We start from the raw sequence: 12,139 nt of genomic DNA, 5'->3' as shown, positions 1-12,139 counted from the left end.
ACTCGTGGGGTGTGCGTAGCCCGCGAGAAGTGGGGGCAAGAGCGTGGAACGAATGCTCACGTGGCGTCACACGCGTAGAGGGGGGCCGACCACGACCCACGCCCCTGCTACTTTCACGATTAGAAGAGTCCGGCGTCGTCACGCACCGCGGCGTAACAGGTGAGATACCGGGACAGCAATGCGTCGTGGCTGTACTTGAAAAACCGCTCGTCGGTCGTTCGTGTGTCGAGCGACCCCGCTTTTTCGATTGCGTTTGCGATTTCCTGTGGTGAGGTGGCCCGAAAACCCCGTTCTAAGCCTTCGACGAGTTCGTGGGCCGCAGAGTCGGTGTGGTACTCGACGATGCCGATACAGCCACACGCGAGCCCCCAGAGCAGGTCGGTGGCAAACGGCGTTCGCGTGCCCGTGTGGGTGAACACGTGGGCACCCTTGTAGTAAGCAACGCGCTCTGCGGGCGAGAGCGACCCGGTGAACGTGATTCGGTCTGCGATTCTGAGGTCTGTGGCCTGTTGTTCGAACGCCGCACGATGTGGGCCGTCACCGATGACGACCGCGTGCCAGTCGCGATCGCGGAGTTCTGCAAGCGCGAGAAACAGGCTGTCGAGATTCGCGTGCTCGTCCATCGAGCAGGCGGTGACGACATCGACACCATCGGTTGGGTCAGTGTCCTCGATGAGCGACACATCGACGCCCTCTGGGATGATTTCGACGGCTTCTGCTGACGCCCCGCTCTCTCTGACCCACGTACTCACCATCCGTGAGGGTGTGATGACCGCCGTTGGGGCACGGGCCGGATACCGCCCGCTCCAGGACTCGGGCGGGTCGTCATCGCCGTACCAATCGACCACGAGCGGCGTTCGCGAGAACAGCGTTGAAAGCCGCGCACCGACCACCTGTGCCGGTGGCGTTGGCGTGGCGTGGACGATGTCGGGGTCAAAAGACGACAACGCAAACGGCACTTTGGCGGCAAACGTGAGCGGGGCGGGCGTGTCGGTGACGGCGTGGTAGGTAACGCCGTCTCGCTCGAACTCCGCGACCGTCTCGCCCTCCCACCACTGGGTACAGAACACGGCAACCTCGTGGCCCTTCCGTGCAAGGCCTTCTGCGACTCTGCGAACCCGGCGGTTGCCCGGGGTGTCTCGTCTATCGGTCGTGTGAGACGAGACGAACGCGACGCGCATACACCTCGGGACGAAATCAATTGATAAAAAACCACCCGAACGGCTTGCTCGTCCAATATGACACTCCGACGATAAAAACGGCTTTGCGGGCGAACGGAGAAGCAGTCGTATGGTGTATGATGTCGAGCGGTATCTCAATATTCGCAGTGCGGGGTCCGCGTCGTTTGGCCCCCACGGCGAGCTCGCTTTCTTGATGGACACGACGGGAACCTCCCAGATTTGGTCGCTGCACGAACCCGGCCGCTGGCCAGAACAGCGCACCTTCTACGACGAGCGCATCACCTTCGCCTCGTGGTCACCCGAGAACCCGGAGCTCATCTTCGGCATGGACGAGGGCGGCAACGAACGCGAACAGCTGTTTCGCCTCGACAGCGACGGCCTCGTCACAGCGCTCACCGATACGCCCGAGGCCAAACACTGGTGGGGCGGCTGGAGCCACGATGGCGAGCGCTTCGCCTTCTCTTCGAATCGCCGGGAGGGGAGCGTCTTCGACATCTATGTCCAAGGCCGAGACGAGACCGGGGCAGCCGCCGAGTTGGTGTACGAAGGCGACGGCTGGCTAACGGTGGGCGGATGGAGCCCGGATGACACCCGTCTCATCGTCTCCGAGGCGCACTCCAGTTTCGACCAAGACGTGTACGTCCTCGACGTCGAAACCGGCGAGTTGACCCACGTCACGCCCCACGAGGGACACGTCCGCTACGGGAGCGTCCAGTGGGGGCCGGATGGCGAGAGCCTCTATCTCGTCACCGACCGCGATTCTGACTTACTTTGGCTCGCTCGCCTCCCACTCGACACACTCGAACTCGAACCCGTCGTCGAAGACCCAGCGTGGAACGTCGCCGGGGCGGCCATCGACGAGGACACCGGACGCATCATCTACGCTCGGAACGTCGAAGGCTACACGAGCCTCACCGTTGGCGACCTCACCGCCCCCACCGAAATCGAGGAGTATCCAGAGCCTGCGCTCCCCCGCGGCGTCCAAGGCGGCATCAGCTTCAACGACGACGCGAGCGCGTTCTCGGTTACGGTCACCGGGAGTTCCGAGAACGCGAACGTCTACGTCGTGGACGTGGAGACGGGCGACGCAGAGCGCTGGACGAACGCCTCGACTGCCGGGATTCAAAAAGACACGTTCCGCGAACCCGAAGTCATCCGCTACGAGTCGTTCGACGGCCGCGAGATTCCGGCGTTCTTCACGCTCCCACAGGACGCCAGAGCGGGCGCGACGCCCGTCGTCGTCGACATCCACGGCGGCCCGGAGAGCCAGCGTCGACCGTCGTTCAACCCCGTCAAACAGTATCTGGTGAATCGCGGCTACGCCATCTTCGAGCCGAACGTGCGCGGCTCTACGGGCTACGGGAAGGCCTACACGCGCTTAGACGACGTCGAAAAGCGCATGGACTCGGTGGCGGACATCAAAGCCGCCGTCGAGTGGCTCCACGCCCACCCGAGCGTCGACCCAGACCGTATTGCAGTGATGGGCGGTTCGTATGGTGGATTCATGGCGCTCGCCGCGCTCACCGAGTACCCGGATCTCTGGGCTGCGGGCATCGACATCGTCGGCATTGCGAACTTCATCACGTTCCTCCAGAACACCGGCGACTGGCGGCGCAAACTCCGCGAGGCCGAATACGGCTCGCTTACAGACGACCGCGAGTTCTTAGAGTCGATTAGCCCCATCAACAACATCGACGCCATCAGCGCGCCGCTGCTCGTCCTCCACGGCAAGAACGACCCGCGCGTCCCGGTCGGAGAGGCAGAACAGATTGCCGCAGAAGCGAGCAAACACGTGCCCGTCGAAAAGCACATTTTCGACGACGAGGGCCACGGGTTCTCGAAAATCGAAAATCGGGTCACCGCCTACACGACCGTCGCGGACTTCCTCGACACCTACGTCTGAGGCAGGAAAACGGACACACATGTCGGCTTTAGCGAGACGTTTTCTGCGAAAGGCATGTGAACCCACAGACTGACCGGATACGGTTATTCTCAAACGCAGTTTGTTATCGTTACAGGTCAGCTACCCGCACATTTCCCGTTGTAGAAGACTTATTACAACTGGTTGTTTTGGGGCGGCTATGACCGTCTCAGAACGCTCCCGCGAGCAGGTCGGGGAGCTTCTTTCTACGCTTTCGACACAGTACGGGTCGGTTTCGGTAGACCAGACCACGACTGCGCTGCCGCCGGCCGCCTACGAGCGGGCGTGCGAGCAGTTCGCAGCGGGTCGCGTCGCCTGCGCGGGCGTCCGCCTCGAAGACGCAGAAGAGCGCGTGTTGCTGGTCAAAGACGAGGAGGGGACGAACCGCTGGGCCGAACCCGGCGGAACGGTGAACGCAGACGAGACCCTCGAAGCGGGCGCAAAGCGGCTCGTGAAACGAACAACAGGCCTCGACTGTGACATCGACGAAGTCACACGGGTGTCGATTGTGGGGATTGGCGACGAACGAAACGTCGAGCGGCCCCCCGTGTATCAACTCCAAATCATCTTTTCTGGCGTTCCGGCTGGCGGCGAACTGTGTGAAGGCGACGGGGTTACCGCCGTCGAATGGTGGAAAAATCCGCCCGCTACGGTTTCTGACGCGCTTCCGGCTTAGATAACGCCCGTGACGGTTACGACTTCAATCGCGGCATCCTCGCTCACGCCATCGCCGAGAATCGTATAGCGGTCGCGAATCTCGTGGGCCGTCGTCAGGGCTTCGATGACGGTTTCTGGAGCAATACCAAGTTCCTCTGCGGTCGTCGGCGCACCGAGTTTATCGAGCGCGTCGCGGATGTTCTGCCACTGACCGTGTTCGCCCGAGTGGAGATACTCGATGAGAATTGAGCCGACGCCGACCTGATGGCCGTGAAGCGCCGCCCCGGGCGCGAGCCGGTCGAGCTGGTGGGAAAAGAGGTGTTCTGCACCGCTTGCGGGCCGCGACGACCCGGCGATGCTCATCGCCACGCCCGAGGAGACGAGCGCCTTTACGACCACCCACGAAGACTCTTCGAGGCCGGGTTTGATGGCGTCGATGCGTTCTACGAGCAACTCCGCGGTCATCTGAGAGAGCGCGCCCGCGTACTCTGAGTACTCGACGTTCTTCAGGCGGTGGGCCAACTGCCAGTCTTTGACGGCGGTGTAATTGGAGATGATGTCCGCACAGCCCGCAGTTGTGAGTTCCCACGGCGCGTTCGCGAGCAATTCGGTGTCCGCGACGACGGCGAGCGGTGGGTCTGCAGCCACGCTGTGACGGGTGTCCCCCTCCGGGACCGACCCTCGCCCGCTCACGATGCCGTCGTGACTCGCCGCCGTCGGCACGGAGATGAAGCCACGGTCGATGCGGTCTGCGGCCATCTTCGCAATGTCAATGGCCTTGCCGCCACCGACGCCGACGAGGAAGCCCGCGTCCACCGACTCTGCGGCGTCGATGACGCGCTGTACCTCCGCGAAGCTCGCCGTCTCGACGACGACGACTTCGGGCGAAAAGCCGGCGGCTTCGAACTGTTCGATGATGCGGTCGGCCGCGATTTTCCGCGGCGTCGGACTCGTGACGAGAACCGGCGTCCCGCGCAGGTGGAGTTCGGAGACCGCCTCCACCGTCTGGTCTAAGACCCCGTGACCCACCAGGACGTTTCGTGGCAGCCGAATCCACGACGACTTTGTAAACATACCATGAGATGAACCGCCCGCCATGATACCGTTTACTCTCTGTCGGCTGACGTGTGCTCAGATGGTGTCGAGAACCGAAAGGAGCCGTTCCTCATTTTCGCGGCCGGGGTCGTGTTCGCTCCCGTCGCGGTCGCTTTCGAGGTGGTCATCGACTGTGCGTTGCATCGTCTCGTGCAGGGGCGTCGATTCCCAGCCGAGGGCGGCGAGTTTCTCCGTCGCGAGGACGTGCGGGTAGTCGCGCCAGAGGATGAAATCGTCGGGCGTGAGGTCGACTATCGACAGTTCGCGTTCGCCCGCGTGAACGACGTCGATGTCGGTGTCGAGCGCGTCCGCCATGAGATGCAGCATCTCCTCTAAGGTCACGAGCCGCTGGTCGCCAACGTTGTACGCCTCGCCGGGCTCGCCCTCTTCTGCGACGGTACGCAGCGCGCTCGCCACGTCTTCGACGTAGGCGCGATGCCAGAGGTTCGTCCCGTCGCCGGGGATGATGACGCGGTCGTAGGTTCTGACGCGGGTAATCCAGTAGTCGAAACGCTCGCCGTAGTCGTCCGGACCGTAGACGATACACGGGCGGACGCTCATCGCGTTCACGCCGCGGTCTGCGGCGGCGAAGATGGCGCGGTCGCCCTCTGCCTTCCGCGGGCCATAGGATTCGGCCGAGTCCTCGTCTGCCTGTTCGTTCGTACACTCGAAGAGTCGGGTGACGCCCTCGCGTTTCGGGATTTCTTCGTCGCCATAGGCGCTCCCACTCGAAATGTAGACGTAGGCGTCCACGTCCTCGAAAATTCGGGTTGCAGTGCGTACCTCGCGGGGCTTGTACGCCACGCAATCGATAACGACATCGGGGTCGGCCTCGGTCGCCGCGGCGGCGAGCTCGGCGTCGTTCGTCCTGTCACCTTGAATGTGCGTGACCGTCTCGCCAAACGGATTCTCGTGGTTCCCGCGATTGAAAATCGTCACGTCGTAGTCGTGGTCGAGGAGTTCTCGAACCGTCCACTTGCCGATAAACCGCGTGCCACCGATGACGAGGGCGTTTGTCATGTCTGGTGCTGGGTGACGGGTGCGCAAAATAGTGGCGGACGCGGTCAGTCGAACGATGGCGCTCTCTGCTCAGTCGTCAGAGAGCGCGATACTGTTTCCCGTGTTCCCCTCCGCGTACTCCGAGGCGGCGCGCGGCAGTTTCGTGCGCACGTCCTCTGAATCGTGTTCTGCGATGACCTCGGCGTAGGCGTCGGGCATGACCTTCACGAACGAGGAGAGCGTTTCCTCCCAGTTTGCGAGCAGTTCTTTGGCGCGCTCGCTGTCGGTGTAGGCTGCGTGGTTTTCGACGAGGCGACGAAGCATCCGGCGGTCGCGCTCTGAGAGGGTGTTGTCGAGCGTGACCATTCCCGTGTTCGCTTTCGAAGCCAGCGTGTCGTTTTCGTCTACGACGTACGCGACGCCGCCGGACATGCCCGCGGCGAAGTTCTTGCCCGTCTCACCGAGGACGACGGCGACACCGCCGGTCATGTACTCACAACCGTGGTCACCAACGCCTTCGACGACGGCTTTCACGCCGGAGTTGCGCACACAGAACCGCTCGCCTGCGATACCGTTGATGTACGCCTCGCCCTCGGTCGCACCGTAGAACGCGACGTTGCCGATGAGGACGTTTTCGTCGGCCTTGTACGACGCCGTCGGTGGCGTCTGGACGGCGATTTTCCCGCCCGACAGTCCCTTCCCGACGTAGTCGTTTGCGATGCCGGTCAGGTGCATCGTGACGCCCGAGGCGAGGAACGCGCCAAAGGACTGGCCCGCCGTCCCCTCGAAGTCGATGGCGATGGTGTCGTCTGCGAGGCCGTCGCCGCTGAACTTGTTGGAGATGCGATTCGAGAGCATCGCACCGACCGCGCGGTCGACGTTCGTAATCCCGCTTTCGAGCACGACGGGTTCGCGGCGCTGCAAGGCGGGCATCGCCTGCTTGATGAGCGCGTGGTCGAGTTGCGAGTCGATATCGTGGTTCTGTGCTTCTGTTTTCGTGCGTGCGTCGCCCGCAAGTGGGGCGAGCACAGACGAGAGGTCTACCTTCTTCGCCTTTGGCTGTTTGACGTCGGTGCGCTGTTTGAGCACTTCGACCTGTCCAACCATCTCCTCGACCGTGCGGAAGCCGAGCTCGGCCATGATTTCGCGCAGTTCCTCCGCGATGAACGTCATGTAGTTGATGACGTGCTGTGGTTCGCCGGGGAACCGGCGGCGCAGGTTCTCGTCTTGGGTCGCAACGCCGACCGGACAGGTGTTCTTGTGACACTGACGGGCCATCACACAGCCGGAGGTGACGAGGCTCGCCGTCCCGAAGACGTACTCCTCTGCGCCGAGTAAGGCGGCGACAGCAACGTCGCGGCCCGTCTTCATCCCGCCGTCTGCGGTGACGCGAATGCGCGAGCGAAGCCCGGTCTGACAGAGCATCTGGTTGGCCTCTGCAAGCCCGAGTTCCCACGGCAGGCCCGCGTTCTTGATGGAGGTGCGCGGACTCGCACCTGTCCCGCCGGAGTGGCCGCTGATGTGCACCACGTCGGCGTTCGCCTTTGCAACCCCCGCCGCAATCGTGCCGATGCCGGCCTCGGAGACGAGTTTCACGTTGATGTCCGCGTTCTCGTTTGCGACTTTGAGGTCGTGGATGAGCTGTTTCAGGTCCTCGATGCTGTAGATGTCGTGGAGCGGTGGCGGCGAGATGAGGCCAACGCCCGGCGTCGCGTAGCGGACGTGGGCAATCATCTCGTTTACCTTCTGGCCAGGCAGATGGCCACCCTCACCGGGTTTCGACCCCTGTGCCATCTTGATCTGGAGTTCGTCCGCCGACGCGAGGTAGTGGCTCGTGACGCCGAATCGACCGGAGGCGACCTGTTTTACGTTACACTCCTTTTCGGTGTCGAAGCGCTCTGGCGGTTCGCCGCCCTCACCGGTGTTCGATTTCGCGCCGAGGCGGTTCATCGCAATCGAGTTGTTCTCATGGGCTTCCGGCGAGAGCGAACCGAGGCTCATCGCGGCCGTCGAGAAACGTTTGACGATGGACTCGATGGACTCAACCTCCTCGATTGGAATCGACTCGCGGCTGTCGTCGAATTCGAGCAGCCCCCGCAGCGTCTGAAGCTGCTCGTTCTGGTCGTTCATCATCGCCGCGAACTCCTTGTAGCGCTCGTAATCGCCGCTGCGTACCGACTGCTGGAGCGTGCCGACCGATTGTGGGTTCCAGCCGTGGAAAATCCCGCTCGACCGGTGTTCGTACTCGCCGACGCGTTTCATATCGGCTTCGTCGGTGAAGGCCGTCGCGTGGCGGTCGAGCAGGTCGGCTTCGATTTCCTCGATGCCGATACCCTCGGTGCGGTTTTCGGTGCCCTCGAAGTATTCGGCGACGAAGCCGGAATCGAGGCCGACGGCTTCGAAGATTTGCGCGCCTTGGTAGCTCTCGACCGTCGAGATGCCCATCTTCGCCATGATTTTGAGCAGGCCGTCTTCGAGCGCGCCGACGTAGGCGTCGATGGCCGCGACGGGGTTTGCGCCGTCAGGCCCGGCGACGACGTCCGCGATGGTCTCGAAGGCGAGGTACGGGTTTACGGCGTCCGCGCCGTAGCCGACGAGCGTCGCCATGTGGTGGACCTCGCGTGGGTCTCCGGATTCGATGACGAGTCCACAGTGGTTGCGAAGCCCGTTGCGCACGAGGTGATGGTGGACGCCCGAGGTGAGCAAGAGGCTTGGAATCGGGACGCGCGTCTCGTCTGCGGCTTTGTCAGAAAGGATGACGATATCGTTCGCTGCGGCCGCGTCGGTGGCCGCCTCGCGAACGGCTTCGAGGCCCGCTTTGAGCCCGTCGTCTGGGTCGTAGGTGGCGTCGAGGGTCGTCACCGACAGCGTGTTGAGGTCGCGGATGGCCGCGATTTGCTCGTCTTTGAGGATGGGCGAGTCACAGACGAGCTGCTTTGCGTGTTCCGGCGACTCTGCGAGCAGGTTTCGCTGGTGGCCAAGCCGCGATTCGAGCGACGTGACCAGTTCTTCGCGGATGTAGTCGAGCGGCGGGTTCGTCACCTGCGCGAACAGCTGTTTGAAGTAGCTGAACAGGGGACGGTTGTAGTCAGAGAGTACGGACAGCGGCGTGTCGTCACCCATCGACCCAACGGGGTCTTTCCCTTTACTCGCCATCGGCTCAAGCAGGTTGTCGAGTTCGTCGTACGTGTAGCCGAACAGCGCCTGTTTGTTGCGGAGGTCTGCTGACGTGGTCGCGTCCGCATCTGTGAGGGTGAGGTCTGCGAGGCGCACCTGCTGGTCTGCGACCCACTGGCCGTATTTCGAGTCAACGAGGTCTGCGAACACTTCGTCGTCCGGGACGACGCGGCCCTCTTCGGGGTCTGCGAGGAACAGTTGGCCGGGCTGGAGGCGACCGCGCTCTTTGATGTTCGACGGGTCGGTTTCGAGCGCGCCGACCTCAGAAGCCATGATGAGGCGGTTGTCACCCGTGATGTCGTATCTGCACGGACGCAGGCCGTTGCGGTCGAGGACGGCACCGACGCGGTCACCGTCGGTCGCGGCGACGAGCGCGGGGCCGTCCCACGGTTCGACGAGCGAGGCGTGGAAGTCGTACCAGTCGCGGCGGTCGTCGTCGATGTCCACGTTGCGCCACGCCTCGGGGATGAGCATCCGCAGGGCGTGGGGGAGTTCGCGGCCGTTTGCGAGCAGGAGGTCTAACACGTTGTCCACGGACGCCGTGTCGCTCTGGTTCTCGTCTGCAACGATGGGGCGAATCGTGTCGAGGTCGTCGCCGAGGACGTCGCTTGTTAAATCCGTCTCCCGGGCGCGCATCCAGTTGATGTTCCCGCGGATGGTGTTGATTTCGCCGTTGTGAATCATCCGGCGGTACGGGTGGGCGAGGTGCCACGCGCCGAGCGTGTTCGTCGAGAATCGGGCGTGGACGAGCGCGAAGTTCGAGGCGACGCGGTCGTCTTCGAGGTCGGGGTAATAGCCAGCGAGTTGGTCGGCTTTTAACAACCCTTTGTAGACGAGCGTTTTGCGGTCGAGAGAGCAGAGATAGAAACGGTCGCTCCCGTCGATATCCGCAGCAGACACGGCCTTTTCGACGGCGCGGTGGGTCACGTAGAGACGGCGGTCGAAAGCGTCGCCCGAAATGTCTCCAGCCGGTTTGACGAACAGTTGGGCGACGTGTGGCTCGGCTTCGAGCGCGGTTGCGCCGAGGTCTGCGTTATCCGTCGGCACGTCGCGCCAGGCGACGGCGTCTAGCTGTTGGTCTGCGAGGGTGTCTTCGACGACGGCTTTGACGGCGTCGCGGGCGTCTGCATCCTGTGGCAAAAAAAGCGAGCCGACGGCGTAGGTGCGCGGGTTTCCGAGGGATGCGTCGACCTCGGCGGAAAAAAAGTCGTGGGGAATCTGCAGCATGATACCAGCGCCGTCGCCCGTGTTCTCCTCTGCGCCGGTGGTGCCGCGATGTTCTAAGTTTACGAGTAGTTCAACGCCATCTGCGACGACGGCGTGGTCTACGCCGCCATCTAAGTCCATGACGACGCCGACGCCACAGTTTGCCCGGGCGTCGGTCGGGTCCGCGAGGCCCCGTACCAGTGGGGACTCACGGCTGTCAGGTGAGAGGTTAGCCATGTGCCAACCGTACGCACTCACCAATAAGAGGTTACCCCTCAAGGACTAAGGGACTGTTTAACTCACTTAATTGGATATATATGCCACTATATTGTTCTAATTCCTCATGGGCAGGCGTCGCGTGCGAAGCGGAAAAAGCTGAAAACGTCCCGAAAATCGCCGGGAATCAGTACGATTTGGCGAAATACGCCGTCTCGTTGGCAGCTTCGTCACAGATAGCACAGGTGTCGCCAATCGGTTCTTCGTCGCGGTCGAGAGGAACCATCACGATTTCTGCGGCGATAGTGTCCTTGATTTCCGTCTCACACGATTCGTCACCACACCACGCGGTCTTCACGTAGCCGCCGTGTTGACCAATCGTGCCGAGGATTTCGTTGCGATTCTCGGCTTCGCGGATGTTCTCCTGTAAGTTCTCTTCTGCGGTGGCGTAGAGTTTGTCGTAGATGGTGTCGAGGTGTGCTTCGATGGTTTCGACGAGGTTCTCGTCGTTGTCCTCGGTGACGTTTTCGCCGTCTGGCCGGTGGACGAGCGTGACCTCCTCGTCTGCGACCTCGTAGCCGCCGACTTCGATGCGCAGGGGAACGCCCTTCAGTTCCCACTCGTTGTACTTGAAGCCGGGATTGCGCTCGTCGCGGTCGTCGAGTTCGACGCGGATACCACCTGCGTCGAGTTCGTCGGCGATATCCTGGGCGTACTCCAACACTTCTTCGCGGTTGTCCTCGTTCCAGATGGGGACGATGACGACCTGCTCTTGGGCGATGGTCGGCGGGACGATGAGCCCTTGGTCGTCCGAGTGCGTCATGATGAGCGCGCCGAGTGCGCGCCACGACAGCCCCCACGACGTGGTGTGGGCGACCTGCTCGATTTCGTCTTCGTCGGTGTAGGTGAGGTCGAAGGCTTCTGCGAAGCTCTGGCCGAGGTAGTGGCTCGTCGCGCCCTGCACCGACTTGCCGTCGGGCATGAGCGCCTCGGTCGTGGTGGTGGTGTGTGCGCCGGGGAACTTGTCGTGGTCCGGCTTCCGCCCCTTGAGGACGGGGATGGCGAGCACGTCGGTGTAGAGGCGTTCGTACTGGTCGAGGCGCGTCATCGTCTCGTCCCACGCTTCGTCCTCCGTCTCGTGGGCCGTGTGGCCCTCCTGCCAGAGGAACTCCTTGGTGCGGAAAAACGGCTTCGTGTCCGTCGCTTCCCAGCGCACGACCGAACACCACTGGTTCAGGCGAAGCGGCAGGTCGCGGTGGCTGCGAACCCACTTTGCCATGTACGGCGCGATGATGGACTCACTCGTTGGCCGCACGGCGAGGCGTTCTTCGAGTTCGTTGTGGCCGCCGTGGGTGACCCACGCGACCTCCGGGTCGAAGCCTTCGACGATGTCCTTCTCGCGTTCGAGGTAGCTCTCAGGGATAAAGAGCGGGAAATACGCGTTCTGTGCGCCGGTCTCTTTGAACCAGGTGTCTAAGTTGTCTTGAATCCCCTCCCAGAGGGCGTAGCCGCGGGGTTTCGTGACGATGAAGCCTCCCATCGGCGCGTAGTCCGCGAGGTTCGCCTTCTGGACGACCTCGGCGTACCAATCGCCGGGGTTGTGCTCCTTGCTTTCTGTGACACCGAGTTCCTGCTCTCCGCTCATTGATAGAGCAGTGACGGAGGCCGCTATTAAACCCGGTGTTGT

General features: G+C 62.6%; 7 protein-coding genes. 2 read left to right on the top strand and 5 right to left on the bottom strand.

Features of this window, described 5'->3' with window-relative positions; translation table 11 throughout:
• Nucleotides 1-119: 119 nt before the first annotated feature.
• Nucleotides 120-1,181 carry a glycosyltransferase gene (locus V5N13_RS13200; RefSeq protein WP_336361135.1) on the bottom strand — a complete coding sequence of 354 codons (1,062 nt, stop codon included), beginning with the start codon at nt 1,179-1,181 and terminating at the stop codon, nt 120-122.
• Nucleotides 1,182-1,290: 109 nt separating this feature from the next.
• Between V5N13_RS13200 and V5N13_RS13195 the strand changes: the two genes are divergently transcribed.
• Both V5N13_RS13195 and V5N13_RS13190 read left to right on the top strand, forming a co-directional pair.
• Nucleotides 1,291-3,084: a S9 family peptidase gene (locus tag V5N13_RS13195; protein WP_336361134.1), complete on the top strand. Its 1,794-nt coding sequence runs from the start codon at nt 1,291-1,293 to the stop codon at nt 3,082-3,084.
• A 178-nt stretch (nt 3,085-3,262) separates the two neighbouring features.
• A complete protein-coding gene (locus tag V5N13_RS13190) occupies nt 3,263-3,778 on the top strand; it encodes an NUDIX hydrolase (protein WP_336361133.1) in 516 nt (171 codons plus the stop codon).
• Here V5N13_RS13190 and V5N13_RS13185 read toward each other — a convergent pair.
• The 4 genes from V5N13_RS13185 to proS form a co-directional block, all read right to left on the bottom strand.
• Nucleotides 3,775-4,833, bottom strand: coding sequence for an NAD(P)-dependent glycerol-1-phosphate dehydrogenase (locus tag V5N13_RS13185; RefSeq protein ID WP_336361132.1), 1,059 nt, complete (start codon nt 4,831-4,833; stop codon nt 3,775-3,777). The genes V5N13_RS13190 and V5N13_RS13185 overlap by 4 nt on opposite strands.
• 57 nt (nt 4,834-4,890) lie before the next feature.
• The gene (locus V5N13_RS13180) at nt 4,891-5,874 is read right to left on the bottom strand and encodes an NAD-dependent epimerase/dehydratase family protein (protein WP_336361131.1); all 984 of its coding nucleotides are present in this window, start codon (nt 5,872-5,874) and stop codon (nt 4,891-4,893) included.
• Nucleotides 5,875-5,943: 69 nt separating this feature from the next.
• Nucleotides 5,944-10,473: a glutamate synthase large subunit gene (gene gltB / locus V5N13_RS13175; RefSeq protein WP_336361130.1), complete on the bottom strand. Its 4,530-nt coding sequence runs from the start codon at nt 10,471-10,473 to the stop codon at nt 5,944-5,946.
• A gap of 166 nt (nt 10,474-10,639) precedes the next feature.
• Nucleotides 10,640-12,097 carry a proline--tRNA ligase gene (proS, locus tag V5N13_RS13170; protein WP_336361129.1) on the bottom strand — a complete coding sequence of 486 codons (1,458 nt, stop codon included), beginning with the start codon at nt 12,095-12,097 and terminating at the stop codon, nt 10,640-10,642.
• Nucleotides 12,098-12,139 lie beyond the last annotated feature (42 nt).

The sequence above is a fragment of the Haladaptatus sp. ZSTT2 genome (assembly GCF_037081775.1).
Taxonomy (GTDB): Archaea; Halobacteriota; Halobacteria; order Halobacteriales; family Halococcaceae; genus QDMS2.
Note: the sequence above shows the minus strand (reverse complement) of the source record. Positions and strands in the feature narration are given on the sequence as shown.